Genomic DNA, 18,924 nt, shown 5'->3' with positions numbered 1-18,924 from the left:
GATAATATAAAAAAGTTCGATAATTTATAAAAAAGATTAAAACAAAGTTTGATAAAACCCTGTTAATATAGGGTTTTTCTTTTGACCCTTAAACTTCAGCTGTATTGTTCAATTAAAGGCGCTTTAAGTGAGGAAGGTTGCAGAAGTACAGGTAAATGTAAATACAGTAATACACAAAGATGTAAATACAGCTATAAAAGAAGAAAAGAATTTAAAAAGGTTACATTTCAATTGGATGTGGACTTACAAAAAAGATTACGTACTTTTGCTGCAATGAATGATACAACGATGGTTGAGATTGTTGAAAAAGCTTTAAATGATTATATGGATAAAAATGAATAAATTTTATTGTACGGCTATAGGTGTATATGAATTCATATAACAATATAAATTAATTGTTGATTCTTAGTATGTTTGTTTGTTGTATAAAATCCCACTTTTTTATGCAGTTTCCAAGCTCCTTTCGAAGCTAAAAACATTGATAAATCAACCATGTATAAAATCATGCATAAACGATAAAAAACACAAAAGCGCCAAACCCTTGATATACAAGGGTTTGGCGCTTTTGTAACTTCCTAAAGTTGCGATTATGTAAACTGACTCTGCATACTCTATACATTTTTTAAGGGGCACAGACAGTAATTCGGAAAAATTGTATGTTAAAGCTATAAACCTGATATAAAAGGAACTTACTACATAGATAACCTGAGTGGGTAGGCAATAATGGAAAGTTAATACTTGCCCAATGTTTTCTAAAATCACTAACATATATTATTTTATAAGTTAAATTTTATGAGGTGATTTATATAGTTAACAATAATCGATCTTTTCAGGGATGCTGTCCTATGGTTCCAATTCCAAAACCGCCGAAGCAAAGAATAATCGGTCCACGAGGACCAAGAGGGCCTCAAGGACCTCAGGGTGAACAAGGACCTCCAATTCTAGGTCCAATCCCTACAACTAATTTATTGTACTTTACTTTTTCTGACGGTCAAAAACTTATATATACAAATGCTGATGGCTTAGCGGAATTCGGAACAACTCAGATATTATCACCAAGCGAAGTTTCCTATATTAATTTGTTTATTAATGGTATAATTCAACCCCAAACTGCTTACCTTGTGCAAACAGGAGTATTAACCTTGTTAACACCAACAGCACCTGAAGCGGGTGTACCGATAACGCTTCAGTTTATCCTGATTAATCTTTAAAAAAGCTAGTATCCATAAAAAAGTCAATAAAATGCGAAATTTTTTATGGATACTGTTTTTTAATAGCTATTTTTATAATTGATTCAAATAACTAATTTATAATAAATTCAAGTATAATTGGCATAGTAGGAGAATCAGTAGCAAGTGAAGCACCGCCTACAATAGTTACTGCAGTAGTGGAAAGACCTGTTACATTATCACTTGTTTGAAGTACACCATTAATATATAAATTTACAACCGCAGGTGAAGCAGGAAATGTTGAAGTAGTAACACCAGCATCATCGGTAAAGTCTGTATTAGCAAATGTTAAATCAGCAGCTGCAGCTGTACCTGTTGATGCTGTGGTTGTAAATCTTCTTCCCGCCATGAATGGTTTGACAATAGGCATTTATATTCCCTCCTTTCCGTAAATAGGACAACAAAATGAGAATAAAAGATTAAACCTCATTCTCATAATAGGTTAGTTCCATTTTTAGTAGAGACCTAAAAAAATTTGTTCTCTTATCTATTTATTTTATTCTACTAGCTTACTTTAGAAACGATTAAATGACCCGGTATATAAGTATAATTTTTAGTTGTATCAGTGACTCAACTAACTTAATTTGTTTATAGCTCCTTAGCATACCTTAAATTATTGACGTACTCCAATAAGCAGTAAAAAAGGATCTTCGAAGATCCTTTTTTCAGTGCCTATAATACTTCATTATGTAAAATAAAAATGTATAAAGTATTCATTCGATCCTTTTGGAGCTTATGTAAAGTACCCTTTACAGTAAAGTTTCCTTTACATTCTAATAATGTATAGAGAGGAATGTTTACTTATATGAAAAATCGAATGAAACAATTTAGGCAGGAGAATGGAATTTCTCAGGAACAAATGGCAAAAATGTTAGGTGTGTCTCGCCAGACAATTATTTCAATTGAAAAGGGGCGTTACAATCCTTCATTGCCTCTTGCTATTCAAATTGCTCGTTGTTTTAACACAATTGTAGAAAAAGTTTTTCTTTTAGAAGATGTAGAAAAAGAATAGTTTAACAAGATTATATTTGCCTTGATAGGAGGTTATTTTTATGTAAATGAGTAGTAAAGCAGGGAGAAGGTTTTTCTTAATAAGTGGCTTTATATTCTTATTTTATAGTCTGCTAATAGGTTTTTCGAGCATATCAACAGGGGCTTTCTTTGTTGGTCATGAACTTGTTTTTTTAGGTACAACAGTTATGTCTTTTTGTCTAGCATATCTATATCCGCAATTTAAAGAAAATGATGAACGTTCAAAAAGAATACGAGAAAGAGGAATGTTTTTTAGTTATTTCTTTATTTTATGTTATATGGTTATTCTCATGCCGCTTTTTCAATTTGAAATCATTAACTTAAATGGATATCAGACAGTTAGTTTGTTAGCAACATTAACAATAATAACTGTATTTTCTTCATTTGTTGTTTTGTCAAAACGTTACTAAGGAATTGCTCCTTATTGTGCTCCCTCAGTTAGATACGATTATCTCTCGAATACTCACTTATTCGCAGGATTTCAAATCACTTGAAAGAATAGTAGGGGATTAATTGAATGAGTTTTGACCATTTTGGCTACATGAAGGCGTACTTAAATAAAGGAGGTAGTAATAACTCCAATAATTTCCATATAATGTACGCATTCTCCACGCTCCCCTTGGAGGTTTTCGCTCCCATGTCTCAACGGGTCAATTGCCCTCTCATTCCTTCGTCACACCTATCCAAGTGGTAGAGGCCGGTCTTTCTAACGGAACGGGTCAGAGCCCTTTTGCACAATAAATCCGGTACTTCGTACTTTCTTTGAGATCCTACGAATAAGCCAATATTCGAAAATATTAATCTTAAAGCTATTAGTTTATATATTAGTACATTAAATAATGTATTCTGGTTTAAGTTATGCAGCCATTTGAGCTATTGGTTGTACTTTGTGGGGACGATAAGATTCATTTTTTTGGGCCATTCCAACTAAAACTCTTGCGAGTTTATGAACTAATTTCATAATCGATTTCATTTTCTTCATTTTTTTCACTTTAACATTGTTAGCGTGCAGCTCTTTAAAATCAGGGTTGTTCATGACTAGACTCATAGTTGCTAAGTACAAAAATCGACGTAAACGAGATCTCCCACGTTTTGAGAGGACAATTTGACCTTTCCATTTACCTGAACTAGCCTCTGCCAGATGTAATCCTGCATGACGCAATAAGGAATTACCGTGTGCAAATCCACTTAAATCTCCTGCTTCTCCTAAAATACCTGCAAGTGCAATTTCGCTAATCCCCTTAATGGCAAGTAACTTTCTTGCGTAAGGAATTCGTTTAAGAACGTCAGTGACTTCCTTTTCAACTCGTTCAAGTTGAGCTGTTGCTAGATCAAACTCTTCAATTAATTGTTCAAGGTGTAGTTTATAAGCATCAAGTGCTTGTCGCGTTCCCACTGAATGCTTAGCTAATTCAATTAATTGATGTGCTTTTTTTAACCCAGGTTGTCTCTTCATTTGAGTTTTCCAACCTTTAACGATATCTGGTGCCTTCATTGAACGAAGTTCATTTGGTGTAGGGAATAAGCGAAGAGTGGCGATTGCACCTTTCCCTTTAATATCTTTGAATACCTGTCGAAGTTCAGGGAATACAATATCTACCCATCGGTTAATTTGATTGATAGTACTGACTAGTCTTTTAACCGTCATATCCCGGTTGGACATTAGCACTCTGAGTTTTTCAAAGGCTTCTGAAGTAGGACGAATAAAGGAATAGTAACCATTTTTGACCATATCAGCAATAACAAGAGCATCTTTTTTATCACTTTTGGATTGGGTATTATCCCTGTTTTCCTTGTTTTTTTTCACTAGATGGGGGTTAACAGTTACAGCTTCAATATCTTGAGCAAATAGCCATTTTGATAGGTTAATCCAATAATGTCCTGTAGGTTCCATACCAACTATTGTAGAATCAAATCCTTTTTTGGTTATTAATTGGTTAATCCATTGTAGTAATCTTGCAAAACCATCTTCATTATTTTCAAATGTAAGAGGGTCTCCGACTACTATTCCACGGAAATTCACAGCTCTAGCTACGTGTAATTCTTGGGCAATATCAACACCAACAACAAGGTGTTTATCAGAAATTCTCTCAATTAGTTGATTTTGTTTGTCTTGCATTTTAAACTTCATATAAGGGCTTCCTCCTTAAGGTTTTGAGTTAGAGTGGTGTCTATACTCAAATCTTACTGAGGGGCCCTGTTTTTTTCAAAGTTGATAATTAATAATCTACAGGAATTCTAATGGGTGCTTAAGTTTAATAAGGACCCGGTATTTTAATAAAGAAAATTCGCCAATACTGACTGTGGCGAGTTTTGCTTTTTTTATAAGCCATTACGAATGCCAAAACAACTGTCATTTCGGTACGTTTTTTTAGAAAAGCACTTCAAAACAGAACCCTTTACAAGTGTCAGCCTCTTTTTCTGTAAAAGTAAATTTATCCGTGAAAAGAATACAGCCCTCTTAGGTCGTAAGAGAGAAATTGATTCCTACACTTTCAAAAAGATTATTGATACAATAAGGGAGAACATGGAAAGGTAAGCAACCATGCGAAATCAAAGATTAGAAACGTTGGAAAGGTAGATCTTTATGAGATTGTCACGGAATAAGGGACCATTTTATATTCAAGTGAAAAATGAATTAAAAGAACGGATCATAAAAGGAGACTATCCAAAAAATTCGTTAATTCCGCCTGAACCCGTTTTAGAAAAGGAATTCGGCGTTAGTAAAATCACGATACGCAAAGCTGTCGAACAATTGACAATTGAAGGCTATGTGGAAAAACATAGCGGTATCGGTACGAAAGTATTGGCTAATCGAGCAATCTCGAAATTATCAAAGGGGCAGGGATTTTCTGAATATTTATTATCGACAGGATATACCTTAAGGAAGGGCAGCGTAACGATCACTAAAGTTGATGTTTCAAGCCATCCAATTTTATCTACCTATTTTGAACGAGAGTGCTATTGCATTGAGCGGATCTATACGTTAAATGATCAACCATATATTCATTTTACGCACTATATTCCAGATCGATTTTCACTTTCGTTAGACCCTGAAGCGTTTAAAAATTCCTTATATGAACTATTGTATGAAAAGGGAGTATACTTTAACAGATTTCAAGATGAATTTGGTGTAGAGACGCCAAATGAAAAAATTGTTAAGCTGCTAAAGATCGAATCAAAACCACTTTTTCAAAGAACTCGTTATTCTTATGATATCAATGAACAATTAATCGAATATTCGATCGGATACTATAATACCGATATTCATAAATATGTTGTAAATTTAAATGTATAGGAGAAATAGCTAAGTTTACCCAATAAGTTCTTAGCTTTTTTTCTTTTATTCAATGTTCCTTGTTGGAGAATGGAATATTTTACATCTAAATTTAGCTAACAAACATTATAACGTTATGTTTACATTGGTGATTTTCTGTGTTATCTTTACGTTGTATCAATCTTAAACAACTTCTTGCACCAACAAACATTATAACGTTATGAACATTAATTGTTTTTCTATACGATCCTATGTGTATGAGAAAGAAATAAGACTGCATGATATGAATTGTAAGCGTGGTTAAATAGAGTACGGAAAAGGTGAAAATGGAATGAAAGACTTCGTAATACGTAATGTAAAACGAGTAAATGGAGAAGAGATCGATATTGTCATTGAGGATGGCAAAATTGCTCAGATAGAAAAGGCTGGGTATGGACGCGGAAAGCATGTATTAGATTACTCGGGTGCTTATGTATCAAGTGGTTGGATTGATTTACATGTCCATGCATTTCCTGAATTTGATCCGTATGGCGATGAAATCGATGAAATAGGAGTCAAGCAAGGTGTAACGACAATCGTAGATGCAGGAAGCTGCGGAGCTGACCGAATTTCAGATTTGGCAGCAAGCAGAAAAAAAGCTAAAACGAACTTATATGCATTTTTGAATATTTCACGTATTGGGTTAAAAAGGGTGGATGAATTATCCAATTTAGAATGGATAGATAAAGGGAAGGTTGTACAAGCAGTAAAGGATTATAAAGAGGTAATCGTTGGATTAAAGGCACGGATTAGCAAAAGTGTTGTTTGTGAAAGCGGTATCGAGCCTTTAAGGATCGCGCGTGCTCTTTCTACTGAAACATCATTGCCGTTAATGGTCCACATTGGTTCTGGGCCGCCAACTATCGATGAAATCATTCCACTCTTGGAAAAAAGAGATATCATTACCCATTATCTCAATGGGAAACAAAATAATCTTTTTGATGCAAAAGGGAATCCCCTCCAAGTGTTCAAGGATGCGATTGAACGCGGTGTGCATTTGGATGTTGGTCATGGTACGGCAAGCTTTTCATTTAAAGTTGCTGAAGCGGCAAAACGACATCACATCGGTTTAAATACGATCAGTACTGATATATACCGAAAGAACCGAATGAACGGTCCAGTATATAGCATGGCAAATGTACTGACAAAATTTCTTTCCTTAGGATATTCGCTGGAAGAGGTGATCGCAGCGGTTACGACAAATGCAGCAAACTGGCTTAAAAAACTTGAGCTTGGCCGCATAAAGGTTGGGGACGTTGCGAATATAACACTTTTTACAGTTCAAAATGAACCGATTATACTCACTGATTCTGAAGGAGAAAAGCGAGTAGCGGACCGAAGAATAGTAACAAAAGGAGTGGTTGCAAATGGCGAATTCATTGAATGCTAAATATGGGCTTAAACGTGTGATAAATGCAAGTGGACGAATGAGTATCTTAGGTGTATCAGCTCCGACTGATACGGTTATGGAAGCGATGAAACAAGGTGGACAAAATTATGTTGAGATTGCTGATTTAGTCGATAAAGCAGGTGACTATGTAGCGAGCATTCTAGGTTCAGAGGCAGCAGTCGTCGTTAACTCGGCATCAAGCGGTATTGCCCTTTCTGTTGCCGCAATAGTGACACAGGGGAATCGCCGTAAAAGTGAGCGTCTTCACCAAGAAGATATTCCCAAAAGTGAAATCATCATACTGAAAGGCCACAACGTCCAATACGGAGCACCTGTTGAAACGATGATTTATTTAGGCGGTGGAAAGCTTGTTGAAGTTGGCTACGCCAATGAAGGAAGAGCGGAACATATAGAGGATGCGATTTCTGAAAACACAGCAGCCATTCTTTACGTCAAATCACACCATGCAGTCCAAAAAAATATGATTTCCGTTGAGGAAGCTTGGGAAATTGCCCAGCGAAATGGAGTTCCACTCATCGTCGATGCTGCGGCAGAAGAAGACATTCAAAAGTATGTGAAATATTCAGACCTAGCGATCTATAGCGGTTCAAAGGCCATTGAAGGTCCAACATCAGGGATTATCGGTGGTAAGCGAAACTATATTGAGTGGGTAAAAGTTCAATTACATTGTATTGGACGCAGTATGAAAGTCGGGAAAGAAACAACATTTGGATTACTTCAAGCTCTCGATGAATACGGCAAAAAAGAAGATAAAAGTGAACAAGAGAAAGAATTATTACAAGCTTTAATGCCATTGAATGAACTTGAGGGCGTCAATGTTACGGTTGTTCAGGATGAAGCGGGTCGTGCGATATTCCGTGCACGGATTCAAATTGATCCAAAACTAGCACACATAACTGCAAAAGAAGTCAATACAGGACTGCGCGAAGGTGAAATTGCCATCTACACACGTGATTATGGTGTGAGACAGGGCTATTTCGATATCGATCCCCGTCCGCTGCAAAATGATGATATTGAGGTAATTGAATCTAAGATACGTGAATTAGTAGGAGGAAAATAAAATGACAACCATTAAAAAACGTTTTTACAAGGACCGTGTTTCATTAAATGTTTTAGCAAATAGTGTCGAGAATGCCAAAGAGGTATTCGAAGCAGCTGAAGGATATGTTTTAGTCGGTGTTCTTTCAAAAGATTACCCAACAGTAGAAGAAGCAGTAGCAGCAATGAAAGAATACGGAAAAGAAATTGATGAAGCCGTATCAATTGGATTGGGCGCTGGTGACAATCGTCAAGCTGCTGTAGTAGCAGAGATTGCGAAATACTACCCTGGCAGTCATATTAACCAAGTATTTCCTTCTGTAGGAGCAACACGTGCAAACCTTGGTGAAAAAGATAGCTGGATCAATAGTTTAGTGTCTCCGACAGGACGCGCAGGATATGTAAATATCTCAACAGGTCCGGTTAGTGCTGCACAGGACGAGCATGCGATTGTACCGATCAAAACGGCAATTGCGCTTGTACGGGATATGGGCGGCAATGCATTAAAATACTTCCCAATGAACGGGTTAAGCAGTGAAAACGAGTTCCGTGCAGTTGCACAAGCATGCGGGGAAGAAGGATTCGCGTTAGAACCAACAGGAGGGATTGACAAGGAGAATTTTGAAACAATCTTGCGTATTGCTTTAGAGGCTAATGTGCCGCAAGTCATTCCTCACGTGTATTCATCGATTATCGACAAAGAAACAGGAAAAACAAATGTCGAAGATGTCCGCGAATTACTTGAAACGATCAAGAAATTGGTGGATCAACATGTCTAAACATGTTGCAGCATTTGGAGAGGTTATGATGCGCTTGCAGGTGCCGGGATATGAACTCCTGTCACAAGCAAGCACATTAAACTATTCTTTCTCCGGTACGGGAGTAAATGTAACCGCAGCTTTAGCACGCTTTGGGCATACAGGGTATCTCGTGTCCACATTGCCAGCGAATGCAGTTGGCGATGCAGCAGTATCGTACCTTCAAAAACTAGGGATTACACAATCATTCATTAGACGAGATGGGACTTACGTTGGAATGTACTTTTTAGAAAATGGATTCGGTGCGCGGCCTAGTCGGGTTACTTATTCCAATCGACTTGAGAGCAGTTTCAATACATCCTCTGAGGGGACGTATGATTTTCATAATATGGCAAAGAAAATCGATGTTGTTCATTTTTGCGGAATCACGCTTGCGATGAATGATTCTGTTCGTCATCACATGAAAACATTCGCCAAAGCTGTTAAAGAAAATGGAGGTACAGTTGTTTTTGACTGTAACTATCGTCCATCCCTCTGGGGTGAAGACGGATATGAAAAAGCGAAGCCACATTATGAAGAGATGCTTCATTTGGCGGATATTGTCATGATGAATGAAAAAGACGCAATGTTTGTCCTTGGTATGAAAACCGAGATGGAAGATCGCCGGGAGCAGCTCATGGATTTGATTCCAGCCGTAGCGAAAAAATACACGATTTCTGTCATTGCTGGTACGCACCGTTCAATCAACGGTAACAATACACATTCTTTGAGCGGTTTTATCTTTAAGAATCAAACATTCACATTTTCAAAAAGACTCACGTTTTCTGTCTATGACAGAATAGGCGCAGGAGATGCTTATACAAGTGGAATTATACATGGTGAAATGGAAGGGTTTTCACCTGAGAAAACAGTTGAATTTGCCGCAGCAGCAGGAATGCTTGCACATACAATTGTAGGCGATACCCCGATGTCATCGGAGAGTGAAATACTGCGGACGATGACAGAATCAGTGGGCGATATAGAAAGGTAGAAACGTTTTGTGGTTATGTACAGTTGCTACTCTCTTATGGATTAATAAGGTACTTTCAACAAGAAAATACCAATTTGTGAATGATAAAGACTAGAGAAAATACGAGAAATGGGAAAAACTCCTTTTCTCGCCAAGGATTTGAAAACGTTTACTTTAGGGAGTAGGGGGAAGAAGGATGGAATTATATTTATTAGCGGTTACATTGCTTGCGATTGTGATTGTCATTTTAGGAGTAGCATGGTGGAAATGGCATGCGTTCATTAGTTTAACCGTGGCGAGTTTGTTCTTAGCGGTTATGTCCGGATTATCAATGGATAAAATCGTTGTTGCTTATGAAACCGGAGTTGGGAGCGTCTTAGGCCATTTAGTAGGAATCTTAGCGTTAGGTACGATTTTAGGAAAGTTGATGTCAGATTCAGGTGCTGGAATGCAAGTTGCAGATTTCTTCATTCGCATCTTTGGTGTAAAGAAATTGCCATGGGCGATGTTGCTCTCAGGCTTTATCATTGGGATCCCGGTATTTTTTGACGTAGGGATTGTCATGTTATTACCTCTAGTTATTTCAATTTATCGAACGACGAAACAAAACATTTTATTAATTGCAATACCTGTTCTTGCTGGGTTATCCATTGTACATGGTCTTGTACCTCCGCACCCAGGGGCAATGACTGCAATTGGTATCTATAATGCCAATATAGGAAAAGTTCTGGTCTACTCACTCATCATTGCACTGCCAGCAGCAATCATCGCAGGTCCATTGTTTGCAAAGTGGGTGAATAATCGCGTTATTCCTGAAAGAGAGCCAGAGCTCATTCGAGTAAGTAAGACGTCAGAAAAATTGCCAAGTACAGGAATATCATTCTTCATTATCTTATTACCTGTTCTATTAATGGTATTATCAGTTATTGCACCGTATATGGCACTGCCTGATGGCGTGTTAAAATTATTTATCTTTATTGGAAGTCCTGTCATTGCCCTTCTCATTTCTTGTTTCGCAGCATTTTACTTCCTTGGAATTCGCCAAGGTATGGATAAAAATTTCATTAAGAAGTTATCAGAAGAGTGCTTGCTGCCAGTTGCTTCCATTATTTTAATCATCGGTGCAGGCGGTGGATTTAAACAAATCCTTATTGAGAGTGGCGTAGGTACATCCATTGCTCAAATGTCAGAGAATTTATCCCTATCTCCAATTGTTTTGGCGTTTATCGTAGCCGGATTAATTCGAGTTGCTACAGGTTCAGCGACAGTAGCATTAACAACAGCAGCTGGTATTGTGTCGCCCATTATCGAACACATGTCAGGTGTGAACTTAGAATTGCTCGTTATCGCAACAGGTGCAGGATCGCTAATGTTATCACACGTAAATGATGCTGGTTTCTGGATGGTAAAAGAATATCTGGGCTTAACAGTAAACGAAACATTTAAAACGTGGACGGTATTGGAGACAATGCTTTCATTTATTGCATTTGGAACTGTTTTATTGTTCGATTTGTTCATATAAAAAGCAAAACTCCTTCTCCTTTTAGGTAGAGGGAGTTTATCTTTATCATCCCTATTGTAGCAGGAGGAATAAAAATGACTTGGTTAAAAGAAATACTGGGAACGGAAAAGGCAATTATTGCAATGTGCCATTTATTGCCCCTGCCAGGAGACCCTTATTTTAATAAAGAAAAGGGGATGGAATATGTTGTTGAAATGGCAAGAAAAGATTTGCATGCCCTTCAAGAGGGCGGTGTGGATGCTGTCATGTTTTCAAACGAGTTTAGCATGCCGTATTTAACAGATGTAAAAACGGAAACGGTTGCTGCGATGGCTCGAATTATTGGAGAATTGATGGCAGATATGAAAGTTCCATTTGGTGTGAATGTATTATGGGATGCAAAAAAATCACTAGATTTAGCTGCTGCAACAGGGGCGAAGTTTGTCAGAGAAATTTTCACTGGTGTATATGCCAGCGATTTTGGAACATGGGATACAAATGCAGGTGAAACGATTAGACATCAGCATCGAATTGGCGCTGAAGATGTAAAGCTGTTATTCAACATTGTCCCAGAAGCAGCCAAATATTTAGCTGATCGGGATATCGAAAGTATTGCTAGATCAACGGTATTTAATAATCGACCTGATGCATTATGTGTATCTGGCTTAACAGCAGGCTCACAAACTGATGCACAGTTACTAAGACGCGTAAAAGAGGTCGTTCCAGAAACCGTTGTATTGGCAAACACAGGCGTCACACTAGATAACCTTGAGGAACAGTTAACGATTGCTGACGGCGCAGTCACTGGCACCACGTTTAAACACGATGGGAAATTTGAGAATCATGTTGATGTTAGACGAGTAAAGGAATTTATGGATAAGGTGAAGACTTTTCGCCATTCGTTTTAAGCTTGTTGGATGAATAACAAAAAAACGACAGTTGCTAAACTGTCGTTTTACTTCAAAACCTTCTTTTCAATTAGTTTAACAAGCTTCTCCCACTGCGGGGCCTTTTTATCTTCCATTATCTTTCCCTTTTTCTTCTTTGTTGCCATTCTTTGAACCCCTTTCCTAACTCATAGACAAGGTAAAGAGCTCTTCTAATTCATCTGCTGAAAGCTCTGTGATCCAATTTTCACTCTGAATAATTTCATCGTTTAAGGTTTGTTTTTTCTCTAGCATTTCATCGATTTTTTCTTCGATCGTGCCTGTTGTTATCAGTTTATGAACGTGGACAAAACGGTCCTGGCCAATGCGGTAAGCCCTGTCTGTCGCTTGGTTTTCAACGGCTGGATTCCACCAGCGGTCATAGTGGATGACATGATTTGCGGCAGTTAAATTTAAACCTGTTCCACCGGCCTTTAACGACAAAATTAAGATTGGAAACTCTTTATTTTGAAAAGCATCAACCATGCGGTCACGCTCATTTTTCATCACACTGCCATTTAAAAACAAGACTCTCTCACCAAATTCTTTTTCGAGCAGGCTTTTCATCATTTCGCCCATCCCGATATATTGCGTAAAAATGAGGCAGCTTTCTTGCTGCTCACGAATATTGGTTGTTAACTCGATTAGTTTTTCAATTTTATGTGAGCGTGTCATGAGCTGTTTCGGTACCTGCTCTTTTAAATATAAGGCTGGATGATTACAGATTTGCTTGAGCTTGCCAAGCATTTTTAAAATTAACGCCTTTCGCTGCATCCCTGCGAGGGAATTAACTTGTTCGAATGTATCTTTAACAAGCTGCTCATATAAAGATGCCTGCTCGATCGAAAGCGGAACATATTCCTTTTGCTCCTGCTTATCAGGAAGGTTCAAGGCAACTTGTTCATCACGCTTCGTTCTTCTCAGCAAAAATGGCTTAATATAACGCTGCAGCTGTTCAATTTGCTCGACATCTCGTTCCTTTTCAATCGGCAGCACATAGTGCTTATGAAAGCTGTGCAAGCTTCCTAAATAACCGCGGTTTAAGAAATCATAGATCGACCAGAGCTCAGTAAGACGATTTTCCATTGGTGTTCCAGTCAAGGCGATATGATGCTGGCCGCGGAGCTTGCGAATCGCGCGCGACTGCTTCGTATGAGCATTTTTTATATTTTGCGCCTCATCAAGACAGATCGTGCTCCAAGTAATCGAGGAGATGTCCTCAAAATCAGCATGTGATAACCCGTAGGATGTTAAGACAACGTCTGCATCCTTGACCGATTCGGCAAATTTTCGATTACCACCATAATGGAGCTTCACACGAAAATGTGGAGCAAATTTCTCAAATTCCTTCTGCCAGTTGCCAAGAACAGATGTTGGTGCAATGATCAGTGCCGGTTGTTCAGGCTTCTCTCTGTCTTTTACATATGAAAAGTACGCAATCATTTGAATGGTTTTCCCTAATCCCATGTCATCAGCTAAACAAGCGCCGAAGGAAACACTGCGTAAAAATAACAGCCAATCAACACCGTTTTGCTGATAAGGACGAAGGGTGCCAAGAAATTCATCAGGAATCTCATGTGTTGGCAGCTCGCTTGTGTCAGTCAGCTTTTTAAGCATGCTCTTCATTTGCTGATTGAGCTCAATTTGAATATTGGCAAATGCCCGTGTATCAAGGATCTCATCGTAATCCGCATCAAGATCCTTAGCACCCAGCTCCTGATGTAAAATATCTGACAGATGCAAGCCTTCGCGATCCGCTCTTTTTAAAATCGCCTGTACCTGCTTAATAAAAGCAGGGTCAAGCTTGATCCACTGCCCTTTAAAATTTACGAGTCGGCGCTGCTGGGAAACAAGTGCTAAAAATTCCTCTTCACTCATTTCCACCCCATTTGTGGCAAAGCGCCAATTAAAATCAATCAGTGAATTCATGCCGACAAAGGACTGTCCGCGTGGGGAAGATGAAACCTTAGCCTTCAGCATCAGCTGTGACTCTTTGACAACCTGCCACCATGACGGAAGTAAAATTTCCACACCCATATTGATCAATGTTTCACTCGCATCCGTTAAAAATAACCATGCTTCATCCTCTGTGACATACGTTGTTCCTGTTCGAAAGCTTAACCATGGAACAACATTCGCAAAGCGCTCCTGTTCACGCTCAATTTTATGAACATATGGACGCCATTTTTTCGGCAGCTCACCTTCGCCTTGAAAATGAACAACTTCTTCCTCTTCTACCTTACTGCGGAGCAGGATTTCAAGCTGCCAATCATCGCCATCTGTCTCAGGTTCATTTAAGCGGAGACCAACAGAGAATGGGGTATCATCAAGCTGCCAGCCGATCTTTTCAAGAAAATCTCCTTCATCGATGAAATGTCCTTGGAAGGTTGTTAAAACAGGATAACTGTTCACAACATCAGCCCAGGCATTTCGGAGTACCGTATCCTTTTCGACCATGTCAGCTAAGGCAGCTGAAAACCATTCTAATGCAAAGCCTTCCAGCTTATTTGCTGCATCCTTAAAGCGTGTCACACCATGTTTCCAGCTTGCAAAATCGGGAACATAGCTTCCGCTTGCAATCAGTTCATAGATTTCCTTCGCTGTTTTTGCTAGCTTTTTGGTTTCCTCTGTGAAAGAAATCGTTGCGAGCGAATTAAACGTTTCCTTTCCAAGCATCTCAACCATCATCCAGGGGGAAAGCAGCACAGCAGGCGTTCCAATATACGTAATGTCTTCCAGGTTCGTTCCGAAAAAGGAGGATTCATGCCACGTGAAAAGGGAGCGTGAGAATTCAGCAACCTCTAATGGGCGTTCATCATGCTCGGCTGTACAATACACATAAAAAGAGTAATCCTCGATTTGTTCTGCATGAACGACAATGTTGACCATATTAATCATGAATCAATTTCCCTTTCTTCAGTTCTTCTTTAAAGGCACGCAGACGCTTATGCTCCTCAGCTAATGTCAAGATGTAATTCTCCCACACTTCTTCGCGTTTCAGCTTTTTATACTGTGCTTTAATGCGCTTCAAATAACGAACAGCCCTTTTATAGTTTTCACGTGACTTCAACCTTATCTCATCCTGTACGGATTTCACATAAATGGGCAGCAGGACACCAGGCTCATTTTTTTCAATATCCTTTAAAACATAAGAATCAAGCTCTGATAATGAAAATCCTAAAAGAGTCTGTAGCTCAATCCAATTCTTGTATTTTTCCTTCTGTAAGAGATAGTCATCATACTCCGCATAACTAAACGGAAGCATGTTCCGGCAGGCATTTTCAAAAAGCTGATCATCCTTCATTGCATCACTATACTCTTTAATTAAATTCAACATATAACGAATCGTCTGCCGTTTTTCATCAAAATGCACCGAACTATGAATATACTCTGTTGAATGGTCCATCAAATAGGAAATCCAGCCAGAAAGCCGTTTCCAATTTTTCTTTTTCAAAATATCTTCAACCCAATTAAACGTAAATGGCAATGCCGCAGGAGTCAGCTTCCGTAAAGTAGTAAAAATCTGCTCATCACGTGACTGAAGGAAATCCATATGCATTAACGCTGTTTCCATTTCCACAGCATAAGGCGATTCCTGCTTCAATTCATCGTGGAGACGTTCTTCAAGCCACTCACGTTCAATCGAGATAAACTTGTCTCTTCGCAAAAGCTCAATCCAAAGCAGCTGATAAAGATGACTACGTTCATACTGATAATGCTTACTCGTATAAAGCAGCTCCCGAAACCGTTCCACACTATCAACCAAAAGCGGATCAAGCGCAAATGGCAAGGCATACCGCTTCATCTCACGAATCGCTGCCCCGACATTGTCTGTAAGTTGATCAATATACGGATAAATAATATGTTGCAACATATAGTCACTTGGATTCGTCTCATTAAGCAGCTTCAAAATCTTCAAAAACACGGTCACAGATGCTTGCACAATAAAAAACTGCTTCATCTCAGGAGACTTCGGTGCCTTTTGCTTAAGAGTCGAATAGTACTGATGAAAAAGACTTTGAAATAGCTGGTGCGGTGATGACACATGTTCATACCATTCATCATATTGACGATCAAAAAAAACAATCCAGCTTGCTAAGGATGAATCCTCATACTCCTTATCAGGCTTATAAAAAGAGCTTGCTTTTCGAACATGTTTCTTTAACACATCATCAACAGACATCTCTTCTTTCCAATAGTCTACAAAAGTGCCAACTCGGTCTACACTTGCATATACATAAAGGAAAGCAGCAATCCGGTGCCTGCAAATCTCCTGTGATGGACATGTACATGAACTCATCACAAAATCATCCAAATCAAGCTCAACCTGAACACTTGTCACATCCTGTACCTTTGCTGAAACCGTATGACTTGTCGTACTTACGTTATAAATACTGCCTTGCCGATATAAGATGAGACCTTTTTTAATTAAATTCCGATCATCCTCATCCTTATTTGAAAGCAATTTTTTTATTTGCTCACCGGCACCAAGTACAAGTTCTTTACTAAGATCTCGACCAAGCATCATCGTGTACCCCCTTTCAAAGAAAAGCGGAAGCGCCTTGTCCAGCCCTGACAAGCATAAGACGATCATGAATAGAAGGTGTAATATGCCTTCAATTCATGAGTGGCTTATGACCTCGAGGGGCTAGGCGCTGCAGCTAGACACATATATTAGATACAAAGAATGTATACGTTTTATATTTACTAAAAACCTAATTCTTCTATTATACCGCATTCGAATTAGATCAAAAAGGTTTAGCATGAGATAAAACGGGGGACATAAAAGGGAAGTTATTTTCGAAATGTGTGAATGTTTTTAAAATGGACAACTGGGCAATCATGACTTAGATAATGTAAATAATAAAAATGTATCTATTCTGTTGACAGAAATTTTCAATAATTACCACGTTGCAAGTTTGTCTATTACCAAGTATAATAGTCTCATATTGTCTGAAATTGTAAAAAAAGAAAGGGATTTGTAACTATGAAAGATAGTCAGCTAAATCAAGAAGAGCTGCTGCAAATTCTGTTACGCGCTCACGATAAAGGCGAAAGAACAACTGACATGACAACAATTGACATGATCGAAGATTTAATCTCACAAATAAAAAAAGTATATGCATCATAAAAATGCGAGCGCCTGGGGTGCTCGCATTTTGTTGTGTTTTGGGGACAGCCAAAAGATTAATTTTATTGATTCGCCAATCCCTATTAAAAATTGTAAAATCATGTTGAAGGAGGTGAAAATGGTGGAAGAAAGATTAACCCGAATAGAAGACATGTTATCGAAGATCATAAAAATGGTAGGAAATATGCATGAAGACCAAACATCGATGAAGCAAGATATCACATCGATAAAAAGCGAACAAACATCGATGAAGCAAGATATCGCAACAATAAAAAGCGATCAAACATCGATGAAGCAAGATATCGCAACAATAAAAAGCGACCAAACATCAATGAAGCAAGATATTGCGTCAATAAAAAGTGAACAAACATTGATGAAGCAAGATATTGCAACAATAAAAAATGAGCAAAAGTCGATGAAAGAAGAACAATCTGCCATGCGCCTTGAACTTAGTGAAATGCGCTATGAAAACGAAAAACATTATGAAGAAATCATTGCGAAATTTGATTCATTAGAAGCAGACCATGAACACACATGGGAAAAGACGGTAAGAAACGAAAGGGAAATAGCAAAGATGAGGAATCAACTTGACCTCTAGTAAATACATTCATTGTGATTAACTCCTCTCAATTCCCCTCAACAAGTACTACTCAAAGACACATATAAGATAAGAAGGAAGTAAGATGTCTTTCATAATGAAAGCGACAATTTTTCTCACATTTCTAACGTTCAAAAATTAAAAGTGCCTGTCCGAAAGGTGATGATCATTCATCTACCGGAAAGGCACTTCATTCATTTTAGTTTAATAACATTGTTAGCAGTGCAGTTACAATAACTGTAACAACTGGGAGTGTAGCATACAGAATCGTTTTGTTACGCTTTTTCACTCTAGCAATTTCTTCAGGTGTAGCCCAAAAATGATCTGACATCAAAATTTCCCCTTTAGATATGATGGTAGCTGGCTGGCTTTTCTAAGAAAGGAGCCCCTATAGCTTTGCGTCATCGCTTTTCAGTGATTTTGCCTTTGTAGTTTTATTATCGGGAGGAATAATGTCGATTTATATGGGTCTTTCGGATTATTTATCTAATTAAGACTAATATACTAGTTTTGATCTGCTAGGTTTCAGTGATTTTGGATTATTACTACTAAGCTTGCTGGATTCACTGATCCCTATTTAGTATTATTTTCTGCTATATGATATGGCGGCACCTGAAACCAACCTTTTGCTTCATTTTTGAAAGTTTATCTGTCAGAGAATAACTGTCATTCCTGTAATAAATATGTAACTTATAGCCAAAACTAACTTTATAAAATTAAATAGTAAAGTATAGGGGGCGTAACATGGGTACAAGTGTCACAAACACAGGAAAAACCACTGTCATCTTTCACCATGATGATCATGCTGTGAAGAAAAGACTTAATTTGGAGCAATTAACGGCTTTATTAGGAGCAGATCTTATATTCATTGATGAATTTAAAGAAGCAAAGAAAATTGATAAAAAGATATGGAATAGTCATGTAAACGGTATGGATTTAGCGATCTATCTAAAATAAACGTACAGATGATGCTTA

The 18,924-nt window shown here is 38.1% G+C and carries 19 protein-coding genes and 1 riboswitch; of the genes, 14 read left to right on the top strand and 5 right to left on the bottom strand.

Going from position 1 to position 18,924, the window contains the following annotated elements; all coding sequences use genetic code 11:
• Window positions 1-81 precede the first annotated feature (81 nt).
• Together GMB29_RS25345 and GMB29_RS25340 are read left to right on the top strand one after the other, a co-directional pair.
• Window positions 82-342: a hypothetical protein gene (locus GMB29_RS25345; protein ID WP_136359237.1), complete on the top strand. Its 261-nt coding sequence runs from the start codon at window positions 82-84 to the stop codon at window positions 340-342.
• Window positions 343-845: 503 nt separating this feature from the next.
• Complete coding sequence (locus GMB29_RS25340; protein WP_136359239.1) at window positions 846-1,211, top strand: DUF4183 domain-containing protein; 366 nt, start codon at window positions 846-848, stop codon at window positions 1,209-1,211.
• 91 nt (window positions 1,212-1,302) lie between these two features.
• Here GMB29_RS25340 and GMB29_RS25335 read toward each other — a convergent pair whose 3' ends face one another.
• Window positions 1,303-1,599 (bottom strand): DUF4183 domain-containing protein, encoded by a 297-nt coding sequence (locus tag GMB29_RS25335; protein ID WP_136359241.1) that lies wholly within the window; start codon window positions 1,597-1,599, stop codon window positions 1,303-1,305.
• A 435-nt stretch (window positions 1,600-2,034) separates the two neighbouring features.
• Between GMB29_RS25335 and GMB29_RS25330 the strand changes: the two genes are divergently transcribed.
• Both GMB29_RS25330 and GMB29_RS25325 read left to right on the top strand, forming a co-directional pair.
• Complete coding sequence (locus GMB29_RS25330; RefSeq protein ID WP_136359243.1) at window positions 2,035-2,241, top strand: helix-turn-helix transcriptional regulator; 207 nt, start codon at window positions 2,035-2,037, stop codon at window positions 2,239-2,241.
• A gap of 46 nt (window positions 2,242-2,287) precedes the next feature.
• Window positions 2,288-2,671, top strand: a complete 384-nt coding sequence (locus tag GMB29_RS25325) for a hypothetical protein (RefSeq protein WP_136359245.1) — start codon at window positions 2,288-2,290, stop codon at window positions 2,669-2,671.
• Between the two features lie 446 nt (window positions 2,672-3,117).
• Here the strand turns inward: GMB29_RS25325 and GMB29_RS25320 are convergent, their stop codons facing one another.
• Window positions 3,118-4,392 (bottom strand): IS110 family RNA-guided transposase, encoded by a 1,275-nt coding sequence (locus tag GMB29_RS25320; RefSeq protein ID WP_136359316.1) that lies wholly within the window; start codon window positions 4,390-4,392, stop codon window positions 3,118-3,120.
• A 456-nt stretch (window positions 4,393-4,848) separates the two neighbouring features.
• Here GMB29_RS25320 and GMB29_RS25315 point away from each other — a divergent pair, with 456 nt between their 5' ends.
• From GMB29_RS25315 to GMB29_RS25285, 7 genes are all read left to right on the top strand, one after another.
• The gene (locus tag GMB29_RS25315; RefSeq protein ID WP_136352184.1) at window positions 4,849-5,559 is read left to right on the top strand and encodes a GntR family transcriptional regulator; all 711 of its coding nucleotides are present in this window, start codon (window positions 4,849-4,851) and stop codon (window positions 5,557-5,559) included.
• A 310-nt stretch (window positions 5,560-5,869) separates the two neighbouring features.
• Complete coding sequence (locus GMB29_RS25310; RefSeq protein WP_136352185.1) at window positions 5,870-6,967, top strand: amidohydrolase/deacetylase family metallohydrolase; 1,098 nt, start codon at window positions 5,870-5,872, stop codon at window positions 6,965-6,967.
• On the top strand, window positions 6,945-8,048 hold the full coding sequence (locus GMB29_RS25305) for a DgaE family pyridoxal phosphate-dependent ammonia lyase (protein ID WP_136352186.1): 1,104 nt from the start codon (window positions 6,945-6,947) through the stop codon (window positions 8,046-8,048). The genes GMB29_RS25310 and GMB29_RS25305 overlap by 23 nt, the downstream gene beginning before the upstream one ends.
• A gap of 1 nt (window position 8,049) precedes the next feature.
• The gene (gene dagF / locus GMB29_RS25300; RefSeq protein ID WP_136352187.1) at window positions 8,050-8,805 is read left to right on the top strand and encodes a 2-dehydro-3-deoxy-phosphogluconate aldolase; all 756 of its coding nucleotides are present in this window, start codon (window positions 8,050-8,052) and stop codon (window positions 8,803-8,805) included.
• Window positions 8,798-9,814 (top strand): sugar kinase, encoded by a 1,017-nt coding sequence (locus tag GMB29_RS25295; protein ID WP_136352188.1) that lies wholly within the window; start codon window positions 8,798-8,800, stop codon window positions 9,812-9,814. Before dagF ends, GMB29_RS25295 begins: the two co-directional genes overlap by 8 nt.
• 175 nt (window positions 9,815-9,989) lie before the next feature.
• The gene (locus GMB29_RS25290; protein WP_136352189.1) at window positions 9,990-11,315 is read left to right on the top strand and encodes a GntT/GntP/DsdX family permease; all 1,326 of its coding nucleotides are present in this window, start codon (window positions 9,990-9,992) and stop codon (window positions 11,313-11,315) included.
• A 74-nt stretch (window positions 11,316-11,389) separates the two neighbouring features.
• Window positions 11,390-12,202: a BtpA/SgcQ family protein gene (locus GMB29_RS25285; protein WP_136352190.1), complete on the top strand. Its 813-nt coding sequence runs from the start codon at window positions 11,390-11,392 to the stop codon at window positions 12,200-12,202.
• A gap of 162 nt (window positions 12,203-12,364) precedes the next feature.
• On the opposite strand, the gene GMB29_RS25280 is transcribed toward GMB29_RS25285, so the two are convergent.
• Window positions 12,365-15,118, bottom strand: coding sequence for a DEAD/DEAH box helicase (locus GMB29_RS25280; protein ID WP_136352191.1), 2,754 nt, complete (start codon window positions 15,116-15,118; stop codon window positions 12,365-12,367).
• On the bottom strand, window positions 15,111-16,748 hold the full coding sequence (locus GMB29_RS25275) for an SWIM zinc finger family protein (RefSeq protein WP_168733790.1): 1,638 nt from the start codon (window positions 16,746-16,748) through the stop codon (window positions 15,111-15,113). Before GMB29_RS25275 ends, GMB29_RS25280 begins: the two co-directional genes overlap by 8 nt.
• A gap of 459 nt (window positions 16,749-17,207) precedes the next feature.
• Between GMB29_RS25275 and GMB29_RS27150 the strand changes: the two genes are divergently transcribed.
• Window positions 17,208-17,351: a YwzD family small protein gene (locus GMB29_RS27150; RefSeq protein WP_168733791.1), complete on the top strand. Its 144-nt coding sequence runs from the start codon at window positions 17,208-17,210 to the stop codon at window positions 17,349-17,351.
• Window positions 17,352-17,472: 121 nt separating this feature from the next.
• Window positions 17,473-17,949, top strand: a complete 477-nt coding sequence (locus GMB29_RS25270) for a hypothetical protein (protein WP_136352193.1) — start codon at window positions 17,473-17,475, stop codon at window positions 17,947-17,949.
• 199 nt (window positions 17,950-18,148) lie between these two features.
• Here the strand turns inward: GMB29_RS25270 and GMB29_RS27785 are convergent, their stop codons facing one another.
• Complete coding sequence (locus GMB29_RS27785) at window positions 18,149-18,280, bottom strand: hypothetical protein (RefSeq protein ID WP_264766587.1); 132 nt, start codon at window positions 18,278-18,280, stop codon at window positions 18,149-18,151.
• Between the two features lie 21 nt (window positions 18,281-18,301).
• Window positions 18,302-18,384, bottom strand: a riboswitch (cyclic di-GMP riboswitch).
• 309 nt (window positions 18,385-18,693) lie between these two features.
• Here GMB29_RS27785 and GMB29_RS25265 point away from each other — a divergent pair.
• Window positions 18,694-18,906 carry a hypothetical protein gene (locus GMB29_RS25265; RefSeq protein ID WP_136352194.1) on the top strand — a complete coding sequence of 71 codons (213 nt, stop codon included), beginning with the start codon at window positions 18,694-18,696 and terminating at the stop codon, window positions 18,904-18,906.
• Window positions 18,907-18,924: the final 18 nt, after the last annotated feature.

It is taken from the genome of Metabacillus sediminilitoris, from assembly GCF_009720625.1.
GTDB classification, from domain to species: Bacteria; Bacillota; Bacilli; order Bacillales; family Bacillaceae; genus Metabacillus; species Metabacillus sediminilitoris.
The sequence above is the reverse complement of the archived record's forward strand: the minus strand, read 5'-3'. Positions and strand labels throughout refer to the sequence as shown.

Coding starts and splice junctions, on each gene's coding strand:
- GMB29_RS25340 (WP_136359239.1), top strand. CDS start 846: ATGGTTCCAATTCCAAAACCGCCGAAGCAAAGAATAATCGGTCCACGA.
- GMB29_RS25335 (WP_136359241.1), bottom strand. CDS start 1,599: ATGCCTATTGTCAAACCATTCATGGCGGGAAGAAGATTTACAACCACA.
- GMB29_RS25330 (WP_136359243.1), top strand. CDS start 2,035: ATGAAAAATCGAATGAAACAATTTAGGCAGGAGAATGGAATTTCTCAG.
- GMB29_RS25325 (WP_136359245.1), top strand. CDS start 2,288: ATGAGTAGTAAAGCAGGGAGAAGGTTTTTCTTAATAAGTGGCTTTATA.
- GMB29_RS25320 (WP_136359316.1), bottom strand. CDS start 4,392: ATGAAGTTTAAAATGCAAGACAAACAAAATCAACTAATTGAGAGAATT.
- GMB29_RS25315 (WP_136352184.1), top strand. CDS start 4,849: ATGAGATTGTCACGGAATAAGGGACCATTTTATATTCAAGTGAAAAAT.
- GMB29_RS25310 (WP_136352185.1), top strand. CDS start 5,870: ATGAAAGACTTCGTAATACGTAATGTAAAACGAGTAAATGGAGAAGAG.
- GMB29_RS25305 (WP_136352186.1), top strand. CDS start 6,945: ATGGCGAATTCATTGAATGCTAAATATGGGCTTAAACGTGTGATAAAT.
- dagF (WP_136352187.1), top strand. CDS start 8,050: ATGACAACCATTAAAAAACGTTTTTACAAGGACCGTGTTTCATTAAAT.
- GMB29_RS25295 (WP_136352188.1), top strand. CDS start 8,798: ATGTCTAAACATGTTGCAGCATTTGGAGAGGTTATGATGCGCTTGCAG.
- GMB29_RS25290 (WP_136352189.1), top strand. CDS start 9,990: ATGGAATTATATTTATTAGCGGTTACATTGCTTGCGATTGTGATTGTC.
- GMB29_RS25285 (WP_136352190.1), top strand. CDS start 11,390: ATGACTTGGTTAAAAGAAATACTGGGAACGGAAAAGGCAATTATTGCA.
- GMB29_RS25280 (WP_136352191.1), bottom strand. CDS start 15,118: ATGATTAATATGGTCAACATTGTCGTTCATGCAGAACAAATCGAGGAT.
- GMB29_RS25275 (WP_168733790.1), bottom strand. CDS start 16,748: ATGATGCTTGGTCGAGATCTTAGTAAAGAACTTGTACTTGGTGCCGGT.
- GMB29_RS27150 (WP_168733791.1), top strand. CDS start 17,208: ATGAAAGATAGTCAGCTAAATCAAGAAGAGCTGCTGCAAATTCTGTTA.
- GMB29_RS27785 (WP_264766587.1), bottom strand. CDS start 18,280: ATGTCAGATCATTTTTGGGCTACACCTGAAGAAATTGCTAGAGTGAAA.
- GMB29_RS25265 (WP_136352194.1), top strand. CDS start 18,694: ATGGGTACAAGTGTCACAAACACAGGAAAAACCACTGTCATCTTTCAC.